Origin of the sequence: Desulfonatronum thiosulfatophilum, from assembly GCF_900104215.1 — a bacterium.
GTDB lineage: Bacteria > Desulfobacterota > Desulfovibrionia > Desulfovibrionales > Desulfonatronaceae > Desulfonatronum > Desulfonatronum thiosulfatophilum.
The window spans coordinates 55,375-78,347 of the sequence record NZ_FMXO01000012.1 but is presented as its reverse complement, the minus strand read 5'-3'; the positions used below and the strand labels follow the sequence as shown (position 1 = coordinate 78,347).

Sequence of the window (22,973 nt, the reverse complement as noted above, 5' to 3'; positions counted from 1 at the left end):
CAGCTTCGTGCCCGCGGCCAGGGCATTGCGTTTCAAGTTGGGGGCAGGTTCTTATCCTCGGAAACCATCCACCTCGACTCTTGGCTCGGGCCGAACGGCCTCTTGCGGGCCTGAGCCTGACCGGATATACGCCGCCCAGATGAAAGCGGCTGAGCCGAATCGACGAATCAGCTTAAATAAAAATTAATGGTCAAACCTTGTCAGCCTCGTGCGGCTGGCGCCCTTAAGGAGCTCATGCGTTTCCCAATCCTTCCCGTGGCCCTGCTGCTTTGCCTGTTGTTGACCGGCGTAGCGCAGGCAGACGACACGGACGTCCGCACAATTCACGGATGGATCGAGCGGATCGAGGTCCTGCCGGAAGGCATCTCGCTGAAGGCGAGAATGGACACCGGCGCCACCATCTCGTCTCTGAATGCGCTCAACAAGCAGTATTTCCGGCGTGACGGCAAGCGGTGGATCGCGTTCGATATCATCGATCCCGAAGATCCGGAGAACTTCGTGCGCATCGAACGGCCCCTCATCCGCCACATACGCATCGTGCGTCACGACGGTGACTTTCAGCGCCGACCCGTTGTATCGATCGGCCTCTGCATCGGGCCGCATTACCGGGAAGAGGAAATGAGCCTGATCGACCGCACTCAACTGCTTTATCAGGCACTTGTCGGGAGGAATCACATGAGAGGCATCATCCTGGTGGATTCCGCCGAGACATTTCTGCACCGCCCTAACTGTTTGCCGGCGTCCGATGTTCCCGAAGAATCCGATGCCGACGACTTCGATCCCCAGGCATGAAACGACTACATCTGCCGCTGTTGATTCTGGCTCTCGCGGCTGCCAGCTTGGGGATATTCCAGCACAAGGCAAGGAATTACGGCTTCCCGGTGCTGCCAGCCCAGATCACCGACAACTGGCTGGTGGAAGCCAGGTTCGCGTTCGAGCCCACCGGCGGCGCCGTCACGGCTCGCCTGCTCATTCCGCATCAACCACCCGGCTTCGGGCTGCTCGACGAGCACTTCGTGTCCCGCGGCTACGGCCTCACCACTGGTTTACAAGGAGATAACCGCGAAGCGATTTGGACGACCCGCAGTCCGAGCGGGCGCCAAGTCGTCTATTATCGAACCACGGTCTCTGAGCTGAAACGTTCCCTGCGCCCACAAGCCGAGTTCCCGGGGCCCGCCGACCTCCCTCGACTTGAGGAACCGTACGCCTCGGCGGCGAACGCGATCGTCCAGCGGATCCGTGAGCATTCGGCAGACATCACCAGTTTCGCCACCGTACTCATGCGCGACATGGTTCAAGCACCGGATGAGAAGATCTCTCTTTTCGTTTCTGCCAACAGCGATGATCGGGAGCGCGTCCGGGCGGCAATCCAGTTGCTCGCCGGCGCCCGCATCCCGGCACGGATGGCGCACGGCCTGCACTTGGCCGATCGGTCCCGGGACCTGCAGCCGCGGACCTGGCTCGAGGTTCACAACACGCGGGAGTGGGTACCGATCAGCCCCACGGACGGCAGCGTAGGGTATCCCGCCAACTTCCTCGTGTGGTGGTACGGCGACCAGGAACCTGTGGAACTGAGCCGCGCCCGTAACGCACAAGTCAGCTTTGCCGTCACCCGCAACTTCCAAAGCGCGGTGGACGCCGCACAGTTGCGCGCAAAGCTGGTGGATTCGCGCATCGCGGACTTTTCCCTGCTCGGGCTTCCTGTCCAGACCCAGAATATGTATCGCGTGCTGCTGATGGTTCCGCTCGGAGCGATGATCATCGTACTGCTGCGCAACGTGGTCGGCGTGCAGACGTTCGGAACGTTCATGCCGGTGTTGATCGCGCTGTCATTTCGCGAAACCGAGCTCCTCGGCGGCGTGATCCTGTTCACGCTGATCGTGTCGCTGGGGCTCGCAATCCGTTTCTACCTCGAACACCTGAAACTGCTGCTGGTGCCGCGACTCGCAGCGGTGGTGATCATTGTGGTGATTCTGATGCTGATACTGAGCATCGTCAGCCACCAACTCGGTATTGAGCATGGACTTGCCGTCGCGCTGTTCCCAATGGTGATCCTGGCGATGACCATCGAGCGGATGTCCGTCATCTGGGAGGAAAATGGCGCCGCTGACGCGATCCGTCAGGGGGGGGGCAGCATGGGTACCGCGATCATCAGCTATCTGCTGATGATCAACCCGTACATTGAACACCTGATCTTCGTGTTCCCTGAGCTGCTTCTGATCGTGCTGGCCGCGACCCTGCTCCTTGGCCGCTACAAGGGCTACCGTCTCTCCGAGTTGATCCGCTTCCGCGCCCTTGCGGGCAAAGCCAGTCCGTGACTTGGTTCATCACCCCGCGAGAACTGCGGCAGCTCGGGATTGTGGGAATGAACGAGCGAAACGCACGGATGATCTCTCGACTGAATCCGCGGAAACAGTACCCGCTGGTCGACGACAAGCTGCTGACCAAAGAGCTCGCCCTGAAAGCGGGAATAGCGGTCCCCGCGCTCTATGGAGTTGTCGAGACCAACCACGACGTCCGCCGCCTGCCTCAGATCATTGCTGACCGCGAGGATTTTGTGATCAAGCCGGCCCACGGCAGCGGAGGAAAAGGCATCCTGGTAATCACCGGCCGGATGGGAAAGCGCTTTCGCAAGGTCAGCGGATTGCTTGAGGACGAAGAGGGTTTGGGACACCATGTGTCCAACATCCTGAGCGGCATGTACAGTCTCGGTGGACAACCCGACAAGGCGATGATCGAATACCGCGTCAAGTTCGACCCCCTGTTCACCAACGTCAGTTTCCAGGGAGTGCCCGACATCCGAACGGTGGTGTACCGGGGTTACCCGGTAATGGCGATGGTACGCCTGCCCACGCGGACCTCCGACGGCAAGGCCAACCTTCACCAGGGCGCGGTGGGCGCCGGAATCGACATCACGACAGGGCTCACCGGACACGGCGTTTGGCACAACGACATCATCGAACACCATCCGGACACGGGCGCCGAAATTTCAGGTATCGCGATCCCCGGATGGGACCGACTGCTGGAACTGGCGGCCGGCTGTTATGAACTCACGGGGCTCGGCTACCTGGGGGTCGACGTGGTACTCGATCACGACCGCGGCCCGTTGATCCTCGAGTTGAACGCCCGTCCCGGTCTCGCGATACAGATTGCAAATGGCGCCGGTCTCAACGCTCGCATCGACCTGATCGAGGCCGGGCAGCCGAAGAAGCCCTTGAGCCCCGCGGAGCGGACGGCTTACGTACAGGCGCTGATGGATGCTGAGCGACATGGGCAATCCCTGTCATGATTCACTCGCCAGGCTCCCGCGCATCCGTAGGATCATCAAATCTTTTTGCGGCATGAAAGAATCAACGTGAGCGCTCATGACCATCCTGTGATTCAAAGGTTGTTGGTTATTTGGCTACTTTCGATGATCGATACATCTTGGGATCAGCCGAAGCGGCCGGTGATGTAGTCTTCTGTGGCTTTTTCCTTGGGCTGGGTGAACAGGGAGACCGTGTCCATGTATTCGATCAGTTTCCCCAGATACATGTAGGCGGTGTAGTCGGAGACCCGCGCGGCCTGCTGCATGTTGTGGGTGACGATGACGATGGTGTATTTTTCCTTGAGGTTGAAGATCAACTCCTCGATCTTGGCCGTGGAAATGGGATCCAGGGCCGAGCAAGGTTCGTCCAGGAGAATCACCTCCGGCTCAATTGCCACGGCCCGGGCGACCACCAAGCGCTGCTGCTGTCCTCCGGACAGGCCGAAAGCGTTCTCATGAAGCCGGTCCTTGACCTCGTCCCACAATGCCGCTCCGCGCAGGGCATGTTCCACGACCTGAGCCAGCTTTTTCTTTTCCTTCACTCCCTGAAGCCGCAATCCATAGGCCACGTTTTCAAAAATGGACTTGGGAAACGGGTTGGGCTTCTGGAAGACCATGCCCACCCGCCGCCGCAATTCGGTTACATCCACGTTCCGATCGTAAATATTGCGCCCGTCCAGAGCAATGCTGCCCTCGATCCGACAGATGTCGATCAGATCGTTCATCCGGTTGAAGCAGCGCAGCAAGGTGGACTTGCCGCAACCGCTGGGGCCGATGAAGGCCGTGACGCGACGACTTGGGATCTTGATGTCGATGTCCTGCAGCGCATGAACCTTGCCGTAATACAGTTGCAGGTTTTCCACTTCCAGAGCGATGCTTTCCTTGCTGAAATCCATTTTCTTCTGGCTGGAATCCGCGAAAAAACCGTTCATAATGCCGTGAGACTTTGTCGTATTGTTTGTCGAGCTCATTTTCTTTCCAGTGTTGAAGGTTCCGACGATTCATCAATGCCGCAGCTGACAGCGAACGTATCCGGATACATGATCGCTAAATCAATCGCTCTCGCTACGGTACTTTTCCCGTAGATAGTTACGAATGGTGATGGCCGTCAGATTCAGGGTGATGATGATCAGCACCAACACCAGCGCCGTGGCGTAGACCAGGGGCCGGGAGGCCTCCACGTTGGGGCTCTGAAAACCCACGTCGTAGATATGGAAGCCCAGGTGCATGAACTTGCGCTCCAGGTGCAGGTAGGGAAAATATCCGTCCACGGGCAGGTTCGGAGCCAGCTTGACCACGCCCACCAGCATCAACGGCGCGACTTCACCGGCGGCCCTGGCTACGGCCAGAATCAGTCCGGTCATCATGGCCGGGGTGGACAGGGGAATCACGGTCCGCCAGAGGGTTTCGGCCTTGGTCGCGCCCAGAGCCAGGGAGCCGTGGCGGATGGTGCTGGGTATCCGGGCCAGCCCTTCTTCCGTGGAAACGATGACCACGGGCAGGGTCAACAGGGCCAGGGTCAGGGAGGCCCAGACCAGCCCCGGCGTGCCGAAGGTCGGTGCGGGCAGGGAGTCCTGGTAGAACATCCGGTCCAGGTTGCCGCCCACGAAGTAGACGAAAAAGGCCAGTCCGAACACGCCGAAGACAATGGACGGCACCCCGGCCAGATTGTTCACCGAAATTCGCACCAGACGGACTATAGGCCCCTGCTTGGCGTACTCCCGCAGATAGATCGCCGCCAGCACGCCCATGGGCGTGACCACGATGGACATCAGGATGACCATCAGCACGGTACCGAAAATGGCCGGAAAAATCCCGCCCTCGGTGTTCGCTTCCCGAGGAAAGCCGCTCAGAAATCCCCAGACCATGGTCACATAATGGCCCATTTTCTGAACCAGGGTCATGTCGTTGGGCCAGTGCACATGAACCACGTGGGCCAGAGGGATCTCAACCCGGCGACCGTCCATGGACTCAGCCACCAGGATGTCCCGGCGCATCTGTGCCAGCAGATCCAGCCGACGGGCATTGATACCCTCGTACTGGCGATCCAATTCATCCCGCTCCGCCTGCAATTCGGCCAGTCGTCGCTGGACTTCCGCGGGTTCCAGATCCACGTTCCGCTCCAAGCCGCGTTCAGCCAATCGAATCCGCTCGAGCCGCATGTTCAACCCGCCGATCTCGTAACGTTCGATGTGGTTGATTTCCCCGGCCAGTTCGTTGGCGCGAGCAACGAGAGGCAACAGCTTATCCTTTCCGGCGTAGCCTTCGGCGATCACCACTCCGTCCTGCTTGACCTGGCTGAGGAACCCGATGAAATCACCCCACTCCCGGCGCTCGACGACCATGGCCTCCCGGGGAGTGGTCCACTCGGAAATGAGAGGCTCCGGGTACCAAAAAAAGTCCCGACCGGTCAGATCACGGTTGCCTTGCTTGATCAAAAAACGCTGGGTCAGGTCCACGTCTTCCGGAATCAGGTGCCCGGACTCCCGCAGGACCAGTCCGGTAACATTCTGGGAACGCATCGGGTTGCCCAGCACGCGAACCGTGTTCTCCGGGTCGGGATGATATTCGAACTCCACCACCGGGGCCGGCCAGAAGTGGCCCAACCCGCGTACGGCGATCAAGGCCAGCAGACCGAAGACCATGATCATGCTCAGACTGATCATCCCCCCGGTCAGCCAAATCCATGGGGAACCGCTTTTGAACCATTGACGTGTATTCATGCCGTTATCCTACGTTTCACATTATATCTCGAATGAATCGAAATCGAAGTCGAAATCGTGATCGTAATCGAAATCGACTCCGAACAAACTTGACTCCAGACGTGGCGAAAACTTTTTGCGATACCGAATCGATTACGATTTCGGTTGCGATTTCGGTTGATGCTGCAATCGATTGGCAGCCGGCACTTGGATATCTACAACGAACTATACTTCTTGCGCAGCCGTTGCCGGACAATTTCCGCGACCGTGTTCACAATGAACGTGAGCACGAAAAGCACCAGGGCCGCCAGGAACAGAATCCGATAATGCGTACTGCCCACGGCGGTTTCCGGCAGTTCCACGGCGATGTTCGCGGACAGGGTGCGCATGCCCTCGAAGATGTTGAAGTTCATGACCGGGCTGTTTCCCGTGGCCATGAGTACGATCATGGTTTCGCCCACGGCCCGACCGAAGCCGATCATGATCGCCGAAAAAATCCCTGGACTGGCGGTGAGCAGGACAACCCGGGTCACGGTCTGCCAGGGTGTTGCGCCCAAGGCCAGGGAGCCCTGAGTCAGGTGCTTGGGCACATTGAAGATGGCGTCCTCGGCGATGGAGAAAATGGTCGGAATGACCGCGAAGCCCATGGCCAGCCCAACCACCAAGGCGTTGCGCTGGTCGTAGGTGATGCCCACGTCCGTCAGCCATTGTCTGGCACTGCCGTCGAAGAACCAGATTTCAATATGCGGGCTGAGCGTGACACAGACCCACCCGAAAACCAGAATGATGGGTACAAGCATGGCCGCTTCCCAGCCGTCCGGAACCAGCAGGCGGATGCGATGGGGCAAGCTGCTCCAGAGAAAGGCTGCCAGAAGCATCATCAGGGGCATGAATACCACAATGGAAAAGACGGCGGGCAGGTTGCTTTCCACGAACGGCGCCAGCCACAACCCGGCCAGAAAACCGAGAATGACGGTGGGCAGGGCCTCCATGACCTCGATGGACGGCTTGACGATGGACCGCAGCTTGGGGCTCATGAAATAGGCCGCGTAGATCGCCCCGAGCACGGACAGGGGCATGGCGATGAGCATGGCGTAGAATGAGGCCTTGAGCGTGCCCAGGGTCAGGGGCATCTGGCTGAACTTGGACTCAAACTCGTCCGAGGCCGAAGAGGACTGCCAGACATAGTCCGGTGCGGCCCTGCCTTCGTACCAGACTTTTTGCCACAAGGCACTGAAAGAGTACTCTGGGTGCGGGTTGTCCACATCAAGAAGGTGCACGGTTTGCGTATCGTCAAGAGCCAGCAGGGCCGAGTTGGTTGGAGAGAAGGCCAGGACATGAACCGGAGAATCCGTGATCGGCTTCAAGAGCAGGGTTCGCTCGGATGTGGGGTAGTGCAGCCCCACCACGCCGGCGGAGTCGGCGGCGGCGAATCCTTTGCGGGTGTATTCCGTTGCCAGAATTGTGATCGGGGCCGAATGGCTCTCGAAATCCCGGACATGCGTGATAAAATAACGGTTTTTATGATCACGAACCAAAAAATATTGACTTATCGAACCGTCGGACCTGCCGACAACGAGAGAAACCGTACCCAATAGAAAATCCACGGCGGTGATGGACACGGATGCGTCCGGAACCACCTCCAGACTGTGTGCCGGTCCAGCCTGAGACGGTTGACGCAGATCGTAATAATGCAGCTTGCCGTTCGCATCGGCCAGAAACAAATTGATCATGTTCGAGGAGATCAGCACGTCCACAACCTCGCCCGGCGCCGGTCCGAGATCGTGCTCGGTGGTGGTGACCACGGTCTCTCCGGTCAGGAAGGACGTCCGGGTGGCGAGCTGAACCAGGAGCACCCGGTCGTCATCCGTCACCGTTGCCACGGCCGTCCCGGCGGCAGCCCGCTGCACGGCTATGTGCCGCAGTGGACGATTCATGGGATCAACCGGGACGGGATCGCGGCCAAAGGGAAAAGTCAATGTAGGTACAATGGTCCGGACATTGCCGGTCCAGTCCAGCTCGAACTCATGGCGGACCAGGATGGCCGTGCCGTCCGAAAGCCCAAAAACCACGAGATTGGAACGTGGTTCTCCTTTGCCGAAGGAGCGGATCTCCACGCCTTCCGGCACCGGAAGAAAGACCTTCTCCATGGGCATGCCGGTGGCCAGTTCGAAAAATAGCACCTCGCCGTTGCCTCGATACCGGACACCGACCTCCTGGTACCGATCCATATCCAGCAACAACGTGCGCTCCTCCGGCCCCCCGGGGACGATATACGCGGTATTCTTCTCGATCTTGGCCGGAGCGAAAATAGGGACCAGTTCGATGAACAAGAAAATGAAGATCAGGGCCAGGGCGAAAACAACGCCCATCCCACTGGCACTGATAAAATATTTGGCGGAAACGTCCTTGGTCGCGCGGAATTTGCGCAGTGAGGCGCGGGCCGCGGCGTCGGGCATGGCCCCGAACAATTTGTCCAGGGTATGCGTCGATTCCGGAGAAGATGATGAACCGTTTTTCATGATGCGTCGCTTCCTGTACGGGAGGATATGATTGCTGGCGGCGTTCCCTGGAACGACCCGTTTCTGAAGGTGAAAAAGCCGCTCCATGCCGAAGCATGGAGCGGCGTCAGACAGTTTTTTTCGCCAATTCTACAGGCCGACCTTACAGTCCGATTTGGGCACGGACCTGAGCAGCAATGGTCTCGGGCAGCGGGATGTACCCGTCGCGAACAACCACTTCCTGGCCCTGCTTGGAGAGCACCAGGCGCAGGAATTCACGCTCAACCGGGGCCAACGGCTCAGTGGGATTCTTGTTCACATACAAAAACAAACCGCGAGCCAGCGGATAATTGCCGGAGGCAGCGTTTTCCGCATTGGGTTCGTAGCAAGTTCCGCCCATGTTGATGGACGCGGCCTTCACGCCGGAGGTGATGTAGCCGATGCCTGAGTAGCCGATACCGTTGATGGATTCTGTCACGCCCTGAACCACGGAAGCGGAGCCGGGCTGCTCGTTGATGGTCGGCTTGTAGTCGCCGCCGCACAAGGCCACGTCTTTGAAGAAGCCATACGTGCCGGACACGGCGTTACGACTGTATATGGTGAAGTCGCGGTTGGCCCAGGCTCCGGTCAGGCCGACCTGCCCCCAGCGGGTGATGTCTTCGCCATGACCGCAACGACGGGTGGCGGAGAATATGGCGTCAATCTCGGGGATGGACAGGCAGTCCAAGGGGTTGTCCTTGTTCAGGTACACGGCGATGGTGTCCACGGCCGTGGTCACCTTGACGGGCTGATACCCGAAGCGTTGTTCGAACTGCTCGATTTCCGTGGCCCGCATTTCCCGGCTCATGGGGCCGAAATTGGCCGTGGCTTCGATCAAGGCCGGTGGGGCGGTGGACGACCCGGCGCCCTGGATCTGGATGTTCACGTTGGGGTAGTATCCCTGGAACGCTTCAGCCCAGAGGGTCATCAGATTGTTCAGAGTGTCCGAGCCCATGCTGGACAGGTTGCCGGAAATGCCGCTGACGGGCGTGTACTCCGGAAGAGCCGGATCAACTCCGGTCTGAGCGGAAACGTTGCTCGCGGAGAGCATGCCTAATAGTGCAAAAATTGCCAGATACTTGCGCATTCCAAAACTCCTCCTGATATTGGTTCTAAACCGCCTCGCCGGAATGGCGATGCCTTGCGCCTTTTCCATGACGGCAAGATAGGAGGACAATGTTACAGGAATATGACAGGAACATGACATTTCTTTTGCATTGCGACACCGCCATCTCCGCGGGAACATTTGCCGTTTTAACCTGTAAATTCAAATTATTAGCAGCTGTTGCAAATACCGCTCGACTCTGTCACTGGAATTTCATGTCCATGTAACATGACTGTAACAGCGCCAAGGTACAAAATTCCAGGGTAATTACCGGCCACGCCCCCCCTGGCAGGAATGGGAACTGAAGGCGGAAGACAGAGCACGGATGAACCACTTTTGATTTTTGTCACGAACCTTATCATTGAAATTTAAAGGGAAGCGGTTGGGATGCTCACAAACAAGGTGCTGGTCATCGAAGACGAAGAAGACATCCAGAATCTTTTGCTGCTCAATCTTGAGTCCTCCGGATATAAGGTATTTGTGACGGACAATGGTTTTGACGGGCTGAAGGTTGCCAGGGAGGAGCTTCCCGAGGTGATCCTTCTTGATCTGATGCTGCCGCACATGGACGGCCTGGAAATGTGCCGCAGGCTCAAGAGCGACCCGAAGCTCAAGCAGATCAAGGTCCTCATGCTCACGGCCAAGGGCGAGGAAGTGGACCGCATTGTCGGCTTCGAACTCGGAGCGGACGACTATGTGGTCAAACCCTTTAGCATTCGGGAACTGCTGTTGCGGATCAAGGCCCTCATTCGGCGGGACAAACCGGTGGAGAACGGGGAAGGAAAGATCTGGAAGCATGAGGGGATGGAGTTCGATTTCGCCGCCATGCAGTTCAGACTGGACGGAAAGAACATGAACCTCACGGCCACTGAGTTGAAGCTGCTGGCTGAGTTCATCCAGAACCAGGGCAAGGTCCTTTCCAGGGAAAGTCTCTTGAACAACGTTTGGGGCTACAAGTTTGAAGGGTACAACAGGACCGTGGACACGCATATTCGCAGGCTCAGGATCAAGCTCGGCCGGTATGCCCATCTCATTCATACGTCCAGGGGATTGGGCTATACCTTCGAGTTGCAGGACTGATACTGCGGATTAAGATGAGACCGTGAAACCGTGAAGAAAAACAGATTATCCCTCAAGATCAAGCTGATATTTTCCTTCTGGGCTGCCTTGATCATCGCCTTGGCCATTCCCTCCTATTATTTTCTGGAAACCGTGGAAGAGGAAATGAAGAAGGAGATGGTCCAGAGCGTCGGCGAACGGATGTCCATCCTGGCATGGGCCCTGGCCAGGAATGATTTCCAGCACCTGGAGGAACTGGATGCGGTGATACGGGAAATCGCCCGAACAAGCGTCGACAGGATCACCGTGATTGATTCCGGCGGCCGGGTTCTGGTGGATTCGATGGTTCCTCTCGATGAGATCCGGCTGGTTGAGAATCATGGTTTCAGGCCGGAGTTCCTGCAGGCCGTGCAGGACGGCCATGGTTACAGCATCCGCCACAGCCGGACAGTGGACCGCCATTTAATCTACTATGCCAGAAAAACCGACCTGACGCAGTTCGGAGCCGTGGTTCTCAGAATGGCCACCCCCTATGCCACCATGGAATCTTTTTTCATGAGGGTCAGCACTGTATTGTGGCAGATGATGCTGCTTTCACTGATCCTGGCGGGTCTGTTGGTGTTTTTGCTGGTTCGACGACTGACCTTGAAGCTGCAGCCCATGATCAGCCTAGCGCAGGCCATTGGGGGAGGAAATTATGCGACAAGGATAACTGTCTCCCCGGGCAAGGAATTCGACCCCTTGGTGGTCGCCATCAACGATATGGCCCAGAACATTGAAAGCAACATAGATCTGGTTTCCGCGCAAAAGACGGAACTGCGCACCATCCTGGACGGCATCAAGGACGACCTGGTGGCGCTGGACAACAATGGACGGATCATGAGCTTCAACAGAGCCTTTGTCGCCCACTTCAACCATCATGAAAATTTTCTGGGAAAGCGCCCGCTGGAGGTGTTTTTAAACAACGAGCTACAGGAGTGCTGCGACGAGGTTATCGCCAGCGACTCGGTACGCAACAAGAGCCTGGAGATAAAGTTCAGGGAGAAAGACTATGCCGTGAACATCGTCTCGCCCGAAGATCGCAAAAGAATCGGAGCGATACTGGTATTTCACGACATAACCCACATTCGGCGACTGGAAAGCATCCGCAAGGATTTCGTGGCCAACGCATCCCATGAGTTGCGGACTCCCTTGACGTCCATCAAGGGGTACACCGAAACATTGCTGGAAAACAGAGAGCTTCTGGAGAAGCGAGGAGCCGAGTTCCTGGAAATCATTACCAGGAACACCAATAACATGATCCGGCTGCTGGATGATATTTTGCAGCTTTCAAAAATCGAATCCGAACCAGAGAAAATAGTACTCGGGAACGTGGCCCTGCAGCCTGTCATTGAGAATTCCTGGAGAAACTGCGGCCATTATGCGGACCACAAGCATATCCGTTTTTCCATGGAGCTGCATCCGGACTGCGCCCACGTGATCGGCGAAGCGGAAGCTTTGCGCCAGGTATTGCAGAATCTGTTCGAGAACAGCATCAAGTATGTGCCCGTGCACGGCGAAATAAAGGTTATCTGCCGCAAGGAAGACGACCGGGTGCTGGTCGGAGTGCAGGATAACGGCCCCGGGATTCCCCGTGAGGAGCAGCAACGGGTCTTTGAACGGTTCTACCGGGTCAAGAAATTCAAGAACAAGGTCAAAGGGACGGGATTGGGACTGGCCATCTGCAAAAACATCATTCGCAACCTTGGGGGGGAAATCTGGGTCCAGAGTCCCGTACCTGGCGCCGACAGCGGAAGCATTTTCTGGTTTTCTTTACGCAAATCCTTGTAACATATTTTTCTGAACATCAATCAGGAGCATATCAATGTCCCATTTGGCGAAAGAGTTGGACAGGTTGAACATGAAGGTCATGCAGATGGTGGTCCAGACGGAACAGGCAGTGAGCAAGACAGTCACGGCCTTTTCCAGGATGGACGCGGATCTGGCCCAGGAAGTGGTGGACAACGACAAGAAGATCAACGAGCTCGAAGTTCAGGTCTACGAAATGTGCATGCGTTTGCTGGCCCTGGAACAGCCCGTGGCCAGGGATCTGAGGCTTATTCTCGGATGCATGCGCATGAGCGTGGATCTGGAGCGGATTGGCGATGAGGCGGCCAATATCGCGGATGCGATAATATTTCTAAGCCTCAACCCGCCACTGGACGTCTACGATAAGATCCTGCTCATGGGCCAAAAAAGCTATGACATGCTCCAGGAGTCGATCATTGCCTTTTCCTCGTCCGACATGGACAAGGCTGTGACGGTCTGCCGCATGGACTTCGAAGTGGATGAACTGAATTCCGCCGTGATCAAGGACACGATTCAGTATATGACCAGGGACAGCCGGGACGTTCAGTCTATTGAATGCGGTCTGCAAAGCATCAACATCGCCAGACGACTGGAAAGGGTCGCGGACATGGCCACCAATATCGCTGAAACAACCATGTTCATCGTCAAGGGGAAGACTTTGAAGGATTCGTGTCAGTTCGATCAGACCGTATAATGGTTTCGACGGGGGTGGTAGATTCTGAATTTGTGTGAGAGGACGGCTACTCCGCAACTGGGCAAGGATCAACGGGCAGCGAGACAAAAAAGGTACTTCCGATTCCAAGGGCGCTTTCAACCCAGATTTTACCTCCATGTTGTTGAGCGAATTCCTTGCACAGCAATAGCCCCAGACCGGTACCGAGTTCTCCGTCGGTGCCCAGCCTGGATGATTTCTGATTCATCACGAACAATTCCTTCACCGCCTCGGAGCAAATGCCCATTCCGTTGTCCTGCACGGCCAAGGTAACTTGGCCGTTTTTACAAACAGCGGAAATATTACCCTTCCCGCCGCTCATGCTGAACTTGATGGCGTTGGAAAGCAGATTCCGGATTATGGTGTCGAGCATGAGTTTATCCGCTTGGATCTTCAGCCTTGTAGGCACATTGCTTGCCAAGGTTATTTTTTTATCCCTGGCAAGAGTCTGAAACAGATCAATGTTCCGCTGGACAAGATCGGTCAAAGGCAAGGAGACGGGCTCATAGGCCATGACCCCCTGCTGGTGCAGCGACCATTCCAACAAATTCTCCAGCAAGCTGACAATATTTTCCGTTGAATGCGCCAATTGCCGGGCCATCTCCCGGAGATCTTTCAAGGGCAGAGTGGAAAACTCCTCGGACAACATCCTGGTCAGAATCATGAACCCGGACAAGGGACTCTTCAGGTCATGGGAAATGATGGAGAAAAACTTGTCTTTCGCAGCGATGATTTCCTGCAGTTCTCGATTCTTTTGTTTGATTTCCTCCTGATGTTTCCTGCGCTCGCTGATATCCCTGCCGAAGCACTGAACAAAACCTCCTAATTCGTCGGATACGATTTTTGCGCTGACCTCAAGGGCCAACACCGTGCCGTCCCTGTGCGCGCACTCCGTTTCGAATACAATACCGGAACTATCTCGGAGCGCGGCCATCTGCTCATGGTAATGCGAAACGTTATCCGGCCGAAGAAACAATTCCAGATTGGAACCTACCAGTTCCTTCCGGCCGTATCCAAGCATCAGGCAGGCATTCTCGTTGGTGTCGAGAATTTTGTTTTCAAAATCATGAATGATCAGTGCATCATTGATGTTTTCGACAATGCTTCTGTAACGTTCTTCGCTCTGATGAAGCTTCTTGTCCATGGAATGGCGATATAGAGCCATTTCCAAACATGCCTTCAATTCCACTTCCGTAACCGGCTTGACCAGGTACCCATACGGCCTGGTCAGTTTGGCCTGCTCAAGCATCGGATCACCGGAATGGCCGGAAAGATAGATAATGGGAATATCGGCAAAAGTCTGGATACGTTCGGCCGCATTGATCCCGGTCATCTGATCCGCCAGATTGATGTCCATGAGCACAAGATCGGGACGCATCGCTTGGGCCGTGGCGACGGCCTCTGCTCCCGTAGCCACTGGCGACAGGGCGTGGTATCCGAATCTGGTGACCATGTCCTCCACTCCCATGGCCAGTAAGGCGTCATCCTCCACAATGAGTACCCGTTTTTTAATCTTCATTCCGTTCATTTGCTTTTGCTTGTTGAAGTTGGTGTGTCTACTCGAGTCGTCATTCCCGCACATATACTCTGCTACCTGTTTACCCTCCGCCGAATTGCCCGGAGATTCTTTCAAGAATCCGGCCAAACCTCAATAGCGATCCTTGCAAGGAGCAGGGCATTTTTGTTCTCACCAATTTTTTTCTTGCAAAGACGGCTGGTTTCCCCTGTTTGGAACGGCTCGAAACTCCTTTACCGGCCTCGTAACATCAAGCCGTTGCGCTATATAAACAGGAAATTGTGCTCTTAGCGCTGGGCAACGGCTTGATGAACGATTCCTGGTTCAGTCAAACAATCGATCCGTCCCAAACAGGGGAAACCAGTCTCTAAAATTTCAGATAGTTACGTGAGAACAAAATTGCCCTGTTGCAAGGAGATGGGCATCTTCATATTGGCAGCTCAGTCGCAAATTGGGGCTGCTTCGAATACTCAAACACCGAGGGGGCCTTACGGCCCCCTCGAAGAATGATGTCCCACGATAGAAAAGACATCAGGATTTCGCAATCAAAAGTTACCCAAGAATTGCCTTCAGATCCTCATCCGGAGTGGTGATGGGCTTGATGTTGAATGTGTCCACCAGCACCTTGAGCACGTTGGGCGAAGTGAAGGCGGGCAGTGAGGGTCCGAGGCGGATGTCCTGGATGCCCAAATGCAGCAAAGTCAGCAGGATGGCTACAGCCTTCTGCTCGTACCAGGACAGCACCAGAGACAGGGGCAGTTCGTTCACGCTGACGCCGAAGGCCTTGGACAGGGCAACGGCTACCTGGATGGCCGAGTAGGCGTCGTTGCATTGGCCCATGTCCAGAAGCCGGGGCAGCCCCTCGATGGTGCCGAGATCCTTGTCGAAAAAGCGGAACTTGCCGCAGGCCAGGGTCAGCACCACGCAATCGGAAGGCACCTTTTCCACGAACTCGGTGTAGTAGTTGCGGCCCGGCTTGGCTCCATCGCAGCCGGCCACCAGGAAAAAGTGGCGAATCTTCTTGGTCTTGACCAGGTCGATGACCTTGTCCGCGACGGACAGCACCGCATTGCGCGCAAAGCCGGTCATCACCGACTTGCCGGACACGTCCTGGGTGAAGCCCGGCATCTCCAGGGCCTTGGCCACCACCAAACCGAACTCACCGTTCTTGACGTGTTCCACGCCGGGAAACCCGACCAGCCCAGTGGTGAAAATATTGGCCTTGTAACTCTCCTGGGGCCGCTGGATGCAATTGGTGGTCATCAGGATCGGACCGGGGAACGCGGCGAATTCCTTATGCTGGTTCTGCCATGCCGTGCCGTAGTGACCATAGAAATGCGGGTAGGCTTTCAGCTTGGGATATCCATGGGCCGGAAGCATTTCGCCGTGGGTGTAGATGTTGATCCCCTTGCCTTCGGTCTGCTTGAGCAGGTCCTCCAAGTCCTTCAGGTCATGGCCGGAAACCAGGATGGCCTTGCCCTTTTTCGCGCCCAGAGGAACGGACGTGGGCGTGGGGTCGCCGTAGGCCCCGGTATTGGCCGCATCCAGGTTTTCCATGGTCTTCAGATTGACTTCGCCGCAACGCAGCGCCAGGCCCAGCCAGTCCTGGAGTTCAAGATCAGTCCGTGTCAAAGCGGCCAAGGCTTCATGAATGAAGGCATAAACGCTGTCATCGGTCTGTCCCAGAATCCGGGCATGATCGGCATAGGCGGCAATGCCCTTCAGACCGAACAGGAGCGTATGCTTCAAGGATTTCTTGTCCGGGTCGCTTTCCTTGTCGTTCTGCAGTCCGTGCTCTTCGCCCTGCCGAACCATGCCGTCCAGGGAAGGAGCAGGCTCGAAGGCCGCTTCCGGCGCATCAAATTCCGTTTTTCCGCCGGCAGCAATGACCTTGTCTCGCAGTTCCTCGCGAAAAGCCACGGCCTGCTCGATCAACGGCTTGAACCGTTCCGGATCAAAATCCACGTTGGTCAAGGTGGAAAACAGGGCCTCACAGGCAAAGGCATCCGCCGCGGCGCTTTTCACCCCGACTTTGCGGCCCTCGTGCGCCACCAGCCCCAATCCTTGCAGCGCATAAACCAGCAGATCCTGCAGCGCTGACACGTCCGGCTGCTTTCCGCACACGCCGATCTTCGCACACCCTTCGCCCTTGGCCGTCTGCTCGCACTGGTAACAAAACATGGTCATGATCTGCCTCCTTAATATGGTTGATGGATCAAGTTCTTGTCGAACACGACTCCTTTCTACGGGATCGGCTGGAGAGCACATTGATCTATGTCAAAAGAGGCAATTTTTTTTTGAACAAATTTTCACCAGCGGCCTGTATTGACGTATCCAGATTTGCAGACTAATTAGTCTACTAAAAGAGGTGCCGGCATGCAGACCACAACAATCCGCATTTCCACAAATTCTCATGTTTTGCTTAAGCAGATAGCCAAGGATGAGGCTGAACCGATGCAGGCGGTGCTTGAGAGATTACTGCGAAAATACCGTGCGGAGCAGCTGCTTCAGCGGACTAACGAAGCCTTTGCCGAATTACGCGGCAATCCTGAGGGATGGGCGGACGAACAGCAAGAACGAGAAATTTGGGGCAAAACTCTTGCTGATGACCTCCAGGACGACATGGAAACCAAATGATTCAAACACTACGCGGCGAAATCTGGCTGGTGGACCTGAACCCCACGAATGGGCACGAACAGTCTGGTCAACGACCGGGCTTGGTCATTTCTGATGACATTTTCAATACAGGTCCGGCTGAGCTGGTGGTTATTCTGCCCCTGACAAGCAAGAACAAAAAAATCCCACTTCATGAAAAGATTATACCTCCCGAAGGGGGCCTTAAAGAGGTTAGTTACGTCAAGTGCGAGGATATAAGGTCGGTCTCGAAACAGCGGTTATTGGCCAAAATCGGGAGGGTAAGCAACCTGTCCATGAACGCAGTGGAAACGAAAATAAAAATCCTGCTACGCTTTTTGTAAGCTGAGTACTTCCTGATACCGGCTTTGTGTGGAGTTGATCTTGATGCAGCTTCTGTATGCTTTCGCTAGAGTATGTCCAGCGCAGGTCAGCGCCGAGAAAATATTGGAGCTGCATCCGCATCAATTCATGGGTGAACCGAAGAGCTGAACCACGATATAAACGTCCATCCCCAGATCGGTATTATCATCCCGGGCAATGGCCAAGCCACTGTCCACCATGTCCGACCGCTCGATATTTTCCCGGTGTTCCGGGCTGTCAAGCCAGCCTTGCACCAGTTCCTTTTCATTTTGAAAAGTCCCCATGGCGATATTTTCGGCAAAGGCTTGAGGGTCATAGTCAACCTGCATGATCGCTTCCATCGGTCCTTCTCCGGTCTCGGGATTGATATGGGCAAAATAATCGTTTTCCAGCATATCCTCCACACGCAGTTTCGCGGCTGCGTTCAGGCCCTGGTGTGCGTTCAATGGTTCCAGGTCCAGGGATGAGCGATGTTCATTGATATGCTCCAGGATCTTCTCCGGATCAAGCGCTTCCGCGGCCATGGACGGGCTCAGCCAGACAAGGCTTGCGAGGACAATCACAACAACATTCAGATACCTCATACATGCTCCTTCTTGAATTGGTCAGGCTGCAAAACGTTATTGCGGCAATGCATCTGACCAGATCCCGCCCCGTTGCCGGACCTCCATAAAACATACGACACCCGGCCCAAAAAACAAGAAGGCGGCACTGTCGCGACAGTACCGCCTTCGGGATGCCTTTGAACGTTTCGTCTATTTTCTCTTCTTCAGAATCAACTTTTCCAACTTGACCGCATCCGCGGCAAAGAGGCGGATGCCGTCGGCCAGCTTTTCCGTGGCCATCTGGTCTTCATTGAGCATCCAGCGAAAGGTCTTTTCATCCAGGGAGATCTTGTCCTCCCCGTGCTCCCGGGCCGATTCCGGGCTGAGCTTGCGCTCCACCGTCCCCTCGCCTTCCCGAAGCTCCTGGAGCAGATTCGGGCTGATGGTCAGCAGATCGCAGCCGGCCAGCTCGATAATTTCTCCGGCATTACGGAAGCTCGCGCCCATGACCTCGGTGGGATAGCCGTGATTCTTGTAGTAATTGTAGATCCGGGTCACGGAATGCACGCCCGGGTCTTCATGGGGAGGATATCCGGCCCGGCCTTCATGAGCCTTGTACCAGTCCATGATCCGTCCGACAAAGGGTGAGATGAGCTGCACTCCGGCCTCGGCGCAGGCCACGGCCTGGGCAAAGGAGAACAGCAGGGTCATGTTGCAGCGGATGCCTTCCTTGGCCAGTATTCTGGCCGCGGCAACTCCTTCCCATGTGCTGGACAGCTTGATCAACACCCGCTCCCGGTCCACGCCCGCGTGCTCGTACAGCGAGATGAGCGTCCTGGCCTTGTCCACCGAACCCTGGACGTTGAAGCTGAGGCGGGCGTCCACTTCAGTGGAAACACGCCCCGGAACGATCTTCAGGATCTCCGTCCCGAACGCGACGAACAGCTTGTCCATGGCCAGTTCCAGAAACGCCTCGGTGGAGGGAGCACCGGCCTGGGCATCATCAATGGCCTTGTCCACGAGATCCCGGTACTCGTCCATGGCCACGGCCTTGACGATCAAACTGGGGTTGGTGGTGGCATCCTGGGGGTGATATTCCTTGATACTCGAAAAATCGCCGGTATCCGCGACGACCGTGGAATATTCCTTGAGCTGATCCAGAAGGTTGGGCATAGGGACTCCTTTCGTTCAAGGGTTATTTCTTGGCTGTTTCGCTGGTACAAGGGCTGCAAAAAATCGTGAGTGCGTAAATCAAGGCACGCCGGTCCTCCGTCGAATATTTACGAATAAGATAAGAACATGACGTCATTTGCCAATGTCTTCCTCAACACTCCACCCGCCGCCAGTCATCCGCTTCAGCTCGTCATCCCGCGCCGCGCCGTCCAAAGGGGTGCACCGGGTATACGTTTCGCCGTCAACAACCTCCTTGTGGACCTGAAAATGTCTGTCGGCCTGGGCTGCGAGTTGAGGCCAATGGGTAATCACCACAACCTGTTGCAGGACGGACAGGTTCCGCAGGCGTTCTCCGACTTTGTTCAGGGTCATGCCCCCTATCCCGGCATCCACTTCGTCGAATATCAACGTGGGATTGGCCGCATCGGCGATCAATCCCGTAATGGCCAGGAGCACTCGGGACAACTCGCCGCCGGAGGCAATGTCTTCCAGAGGCTGAAAGGGCTGGCCCGGATTCGGGGCCCAGAGCAGACGCGGCCGGTTTTCAGTCAACCCGTGGGCGATATCCTGGGGATGGAATGTGAATTCGATTTTCAAGTGCTCCGAAAAGCCCAGTTCACGCAGTTCCCGGGACAATTTGGCGCCCAGTTCCAGTGCGGCCTGCCGGCGATCCGTGTCCAGCGCATTCAGGGTTTCCGTCAATTCGGACTTGGCTGCCTCGTACCGGCGCTCCAACTGCTTCAGATCCAGGCCGGAGGAATCCAGAAATGAAAGGTTGGCCTCGACTTCATCCTTGAGCTGGATAATTTCAACCAAAGGCCTTTTAAGCTTGCGTTTGAGCTGAGAAAGTTCCCAAAGCCTGGCCTCGATGGATTCCAATTCACCCTGTGCGCTCTGGATTCGGGACAGGCCACGCAGCCTTCTTTCGAGATCATGAGCCTGCTCTGAAAAATTTAACAGCACAGCGGTATCTCCCGCCAACTCCGGATGCGGTCCGGTCAGTGAAAGAACCGCCTTGTGCAATTTGCCCAACGTTTCATGAAGGCCGACATCCGAGGCGCAAAGCAGTTCAATAGCCAAAGCCGCGTCTTTTTGGGCGAGCGCCTGGTCGCGCAGTGTCTGCTTGCGGTTTTCCAGCTCCTCTTCTTCGCCTTGGACCGGTTGGACCTTGGCTATTTCCGCGCGTTGAAACTCCAGCAGGTCCCGCCGTTCCCGCAGTCCCCGCAGCCGGTCTTCCAGCTGTTTTTTTTGCTCAACCAAGGCGTTGAGGGCCGCAAGTCGGCGCTCTTTTTCACGCACCAGATCCGGTTGGCTGAGAAACCGGTCCAACAGTCGGGCATGAAATGAGGGCAATCGCAACTGCTGCTGGGAATGCTGGCTGGCATGCAGAACCAGCTTGGCGCGCAGGCGCTTCAGGCTTTCCTGGGATGCCAGGTCGTCGTTGACCCAGACTCGGGAACGACCGGTATCCGCGGAAAGTTCGCGCCGGATGAGCGTCTCTGCCGGGGACCCGTTCTCGTTGAGGACAAAGATGGCCTCTACCTGGGCCTTGTCGTGGCCGGGGCGCACCAGGTTCACGGCCAGTTTCTCACCCAGAAGAAAGTCCAGAGCCCGGAGAATGAATGATTTTCCGGCCCCGGTTTCACCGGTGATCACATTCAGACCGGATCCAAATTCCAGTTCCAGGTCGTCAATTAGGGCAAGTTTACGGATTCGTAGAAGTTCAAGCATGGTTATGTCTGGGGTTGAAACTTCACGCGTCAAAAATCGGGACGCGGATGCAAGGTGGTCCTGATGGACCGGTCCGGATCAGCCGCGGAGAGCGCATTGAAAAATTTACGATCCTGGTTCTGCTGCGCCGCCCGTGATCCTGCCAGAAACAACTCCTCTAACCCTTCCTCTAGCCTGAACCCCTGGAGGTTGACCAGTCCCAGTTTCAATCCGGCAAGCCAGTCCTGAGGTCGATGGAGCGTAATGTGGGAAAGTAGTGAAAGGCGAAGCGGCTCGAAACCGGGCTGTTTGTCCAGCAATGCATCCATGGCACGACAAATGTCCATGTCTCGGGAATCTAAAAGATGGGCGAGAATCAAACACTCCAGTGCTGACTCCGGCACGTGCCGCTGGTGATCGTAGGACAGGCCCGGACGGGCCAGGCGTCCCTGGCGTTGCAGATCTCTGGCCCATGCCAGATACAGTTCACGCTGCGTGCCTGGCGGCCTGGGCAAGCGCGGGGACCGAGCCCGGAGCCGCAACCAGAACGCCTTTGCCATGGGCAGATCCTCCAGATGCAGCGCGGCCAGTGAGGCGGTGCGATTTACATTATGATCTTCGGCATGCAGATTGGCCTGGAAAATCGCCGCCAAGTCATGGGCCACCATGTCCCGCCTGTCCATTCCCATCCAGAACCCCAGGAGGGCGCAGCGCTTGCGAGGCGATTCGGGCAGGGCCAGAAGCAGATGCAGCAGCGTCTGGCCGGAAACCGGAGCTCGACGTGCCTGCCAGAGCCGATACAGGGTCATCGCCCAGTCCAGATCACTTGAATCGCAGCTTTTTTTCGAAAACTGCGAAAGGTTCTCCTCAATCAAGGCCAGTAGGGATTTCGCGCGGTGCGCCGGAAGATGCTCCTCCTGCACCCTGACCCAGGCCGCCTTGGCCATTTTTTCGGCCGCAGGCAAGTTGTTTAGAGAACTACTGATCATGCTCCCGAGTTCCAGGGCATGCCTGAAGACGCCGATTTCACGTTCCGGAGTGAAAAGTTCCTCCAAGCCGGGAATGGGTGCTGGATTCAACACCAGACAGCCACAGGACGCCGCCTCGAAAAGCCGAAAATTGATTTCCCCGAAAATGGACTCGTTGGGCGCCAGTCTTGTCTCCTGATAGATTTCCAGCATCTGCTGAAAGGAGACATCTTGCGTCAAGCGCAAATTGTAACACTGCCCGAGAAAAGCAACGAAACGCTCCCGGGAGGGCCGATGCCTGGTGACCCGACCCACGAAACCGACATTATGCTTCCTGCTGCTCCAGGGGTACCAAGGCAGACGCCGACCAAACCAGGGCAGCCATGCCGTGCGGCAAGCTCCCTGATCCTGTAAATACCTGGCCCATTGTTTCTGTGTGGAACAGGTGAGGTCAAACAGCCGGGAGTATTCTTCCTGCCAAAAGGAATTCAAGTGCGTGTCAATGGACCAGTAGATCTTCAGGCACGAGAGCTTTCCCAAGCCTTGCAGAAGAACGCGCGGCCCCAGCGTCTCCTGCTGAACTACGACATCCGGCTCAAAGGCGTGTTTTTCCAGCAAGGACGGAAAATCGTATAAACCCGGCTCAGGATGCAGGGCCAGAATTTCATGCCCAAGACGCGAAAATTCGTCCTGGAGAGCGCAGTTGATCATGCAAATCCGCATGCCGCATCCTCAAGTATCACGTTGCATCAGCCTTCGGCCGGTTCTTCTCATTCTGGTAGATTCTGTAA

General features: G+C 56.2%; 18 protein-coding genes. 8 read left to right on the top strand and 10 right to left on the bottom strand.

Features of this window, described 5'->3' with window-relative positions; all coding sequences use genetic code 11:
• Positions 1-234: 234 nt before the first annotated feature.
• From BLP93_RS11065 to BLP93_RS11055, 3 genes are read left to right on the top strand one after another with little or no spacing between them, the layout of a single operon-like run.
• Positions 235-792, top strand: coding sequence for an ATP-dependent zinc protease family protein (locus BLP93_RS11065; RefSeq protein ID WP_092121426.1), 558 nt, complete (start codon positions 235-237; stop codon positions 790-792).
• Positions 789-2,318, top strand: coding sequence for an inactive transglutaminase family protein (locus tag BLP93_RS11060; RefSeq protein WP_092121423.1), 1,530 nt, complete (start codon positions 789-791; stop codon positions 2,316-2,318). Before BLP93_RS11065 ends, BLP93_RS11060 begins: the two co-directional genes overlap by 4 nt.
• Entirely contained in the window at positions 2,315-3,289 is a 975-nt protein-coding gene (locus tag BLP93_RS11055; protein ID WP_092121420.1) for an alpha-L-glutamate ligase-like protein, read from the top strand. Before BLP93_RS11060 ends, BLP93_RS11055 begins: the two co-directional genes overlap by 4 nt.
• Positions 3,290-3,432: 143 nt before the next feature.
• Here BLP93_RS11055 and pstB read toward each other — a convergent pair whose 3' ends face one another.
• The 4 genes from pstB to BLP93_RS11035 all read right to left on the bottom strand — a co-directional run bounded on the left by pstB (position 3,433) and on the right by BLP93_RS11035 (position 9,636).
• On the bottom strand, positions 3,433-4,203 hold the full coding sequence (gene pstB, locus BLP93_RS11050) for a phosphate ABC transporter ATP-binding protein PstB (RefSeq protein WP_208596632.1): 771 nt from the start codon (positions 4,201-4,203) through the stop codon (positions 3,433-3,435).
• Between the two features lie 156 nt (positions 4,204-4,359).
• A complete protein-coding gene (pstA, locus tag BLP93_RS11045; RefSeq protein ID WP_092121414.1) occupies positions 4,360-6,030 on the bottom strand; it encodes a phosphate ABC transporter permease PstA in 1,671 nt (556 codons plus the stop codon).
• A 194-nt stretch (positions 6,031-6,224) separates the two neighbouring features.
• Positions 6,225-8,531 carry an ABC transporter permease subunit gene (locus BLP93_RS11040; protein WP_208596626.1) on the bottom strand — a complete coding sequence of 769 codons (2,307 nt, stop codon included), beginning with the start codon at positions 8,529-8,531 and terminating at the stop codon, positions 6,225-6,227.
• A gap of 142 nt (positions 8,532-8,673) precedes the next feature.
• The gene (locus BLP93_RS11035) at positions 8,674-9,636 is read right to left on the bottom strand and encodes a PstS family phosphate ABC transporter substrate-binding protein (protein WP_092121412.1); all 963 of its coding nucleotides are present in this window, start codon (positions 9,634-9,636) and stop codon (positions 8,674-8,676) included.
• Positions 9,637-10,041: 405 nt separating this feature from the next.
• On the opposite strand from BLP93_RS11035, the gene BLP93_RS11030 reads away from it, so the two are divergent.
• Genes BLP93_RS11030 through phoU form a run of 3 tightly spaced genes read left to right on the top strand, consistent with a single transcriptional unit; the run spans position 10,042 to position 13,255 of the window.
• Entirely contained in the window at positions 10,042-10,734 is a 693-nt protein-coding gene (locus BLP93_RS11030) for a response regulator transcription factor (protein ID WP_092121408.1), read from the top strand.
• A 30-nt stretch (positions 10,735-10,764) separates the two neighbouring features.
• Positions 10,765-12,543 carry a sensor histidine kinase gene (locus tag BLP93_RS11025; protein WP_092121398.1) on the top strand — a complete coding sequence of 593 codons (1,779 nt, stop codon included), beginning with the start codon at positions 10,765-10,767 and terminating at the stop codon, positions 12,541-12,543.
• 34 nt (positions 12,544-12,577) lie between these two features.
• Complete coding sequence (gene phoU, locus BLP93_RS11020; protein ID WP_092121395.1) at positions 12,578-13,255, top strand: phosphate signaling complex protein PhoU; 678 nt, start codon at positions 12,578-12,580, stop codon at positions 13,253-13,255.
• A 46-nt stretch (positions 13,256-13,301) separates the two neighbouring features.
• On the opposite strand, the gene BLP93_RS11015 is transcribed toward phoU, so the two are convergent.
• Both BLP93_RS11015 and hcp read right to left on the bottom strand, forming a co-directional pair.
• Positions 13,302-14,792 (bottom strand): hybrid sensor histidine kinase/response regulator, encoded by a 1,491-nt coding sequence (locus tag BLP93_RS11015; RefSeq protein ID WP_161946296.1) that lies wholly within the window; start codon positions 14,790-14,792, stop codon positions 13,302-13,304.
• Between the two features lie 549 nt (positions 14,793-15,341).
• Positions 15,342-16,970 (bottom strand): hydroxylamine reductase, encoded by a 1,629-nt coding sequence (hcp, locus tag BLP93_RS11010; RefSeq protein WP_092121581.1) that lies wholly within the window; start codon positions 16,968-16,970, stop codon positions 15,342-15,344.
• A 195-nt stretch (positions 16,971-17,165) separates the two neighbouring features.
• Between hcp and BLP93_RS11005 the strand changes: the two genes are divergently transcribed.
• On the top strand, positions 17,166-17,426 hold the full coding sequence (locus tag BLP93_RS11005; RefSeq protein WP_092121390.1) for a hypothetical protein: 261 nt from the start codon (positions 17,166-17,168) through the stop codon (positions 17,424-17,426).
• Positions 17,423-17,767 carry a type II toxin-antitoxin system PemK/MazF family toxin gene (locus BLP93_RS11000; protein WP_208596625.1) on the top strand — a complete coding sequence of 115 codons (345 nt, stop codon included), beginning with the start codon at positions 17,423-17,425 and terminating at the stop codon, positions 17,765-17,767. Before BLP93_RS11005 ends, BLP93_RS11000 begins: the two co-directional genes overlap by 4 nt.
• 120 nt (positions 17,768-17,887) lie before the next feature.
• Here the strand turns inward: BLP93_RS11000 and BLP93_RS10995 are convergent, their stop codons facing one another.
• The 4 genes from BLP93_RS10995 to BLP93_RS10980 form a co-directional block, all read right to left on the bottom strand.
• On the bottom strand, positions 17,888-18,370 hold the full coding sequence (locus BLP93_RS10995) for a CAP domain-containing protein (protein WP_092121388.1): 483 nt from the start codon (positions 18,368-18,370) through the stop codon (positions 17,888-17,890).
• Positions 18,371-18,541: 171 nt separating this feature from the next.
• On the bottom strand, positions 18,542-19,504 hold the full coding sequence (tal, locus tag BLP93_RS10990; RefSeq protein ID WP_092121382.1) for a transaldolase: 963 nt from the start codon (positions 19,502-19,504) through the stop codon (positions 18,542-18,544).
• Between the two features lie 132 nt (positions 19,505-19,636).
• Positions 19,637-21,235: a DNA repair protein RecN gene (locus BLP93_RS10985; RefSeq protein ID WP_092121379.1), complete on the bottom strand. Its 1,599-nt coding sequence runs from the start codon at positions 21,233-21,235 to the stop codon at positions 19,637-19,639.
• A 29-nt stretch (positions 21,236-21,264) separates the two neighbouring features.
• A complete protein-coding gene (locus BLP93_RS10980) occupies positions 21,265-22,905 on the bottom strand; it encodes a glycosyltransferase family protein (RefSeq protein WP_092121377.1) in 1,641 nt (546 codons plus the stop codon).
• Positions 22,906-22,973: the final 68 nt, after the last annotated feature.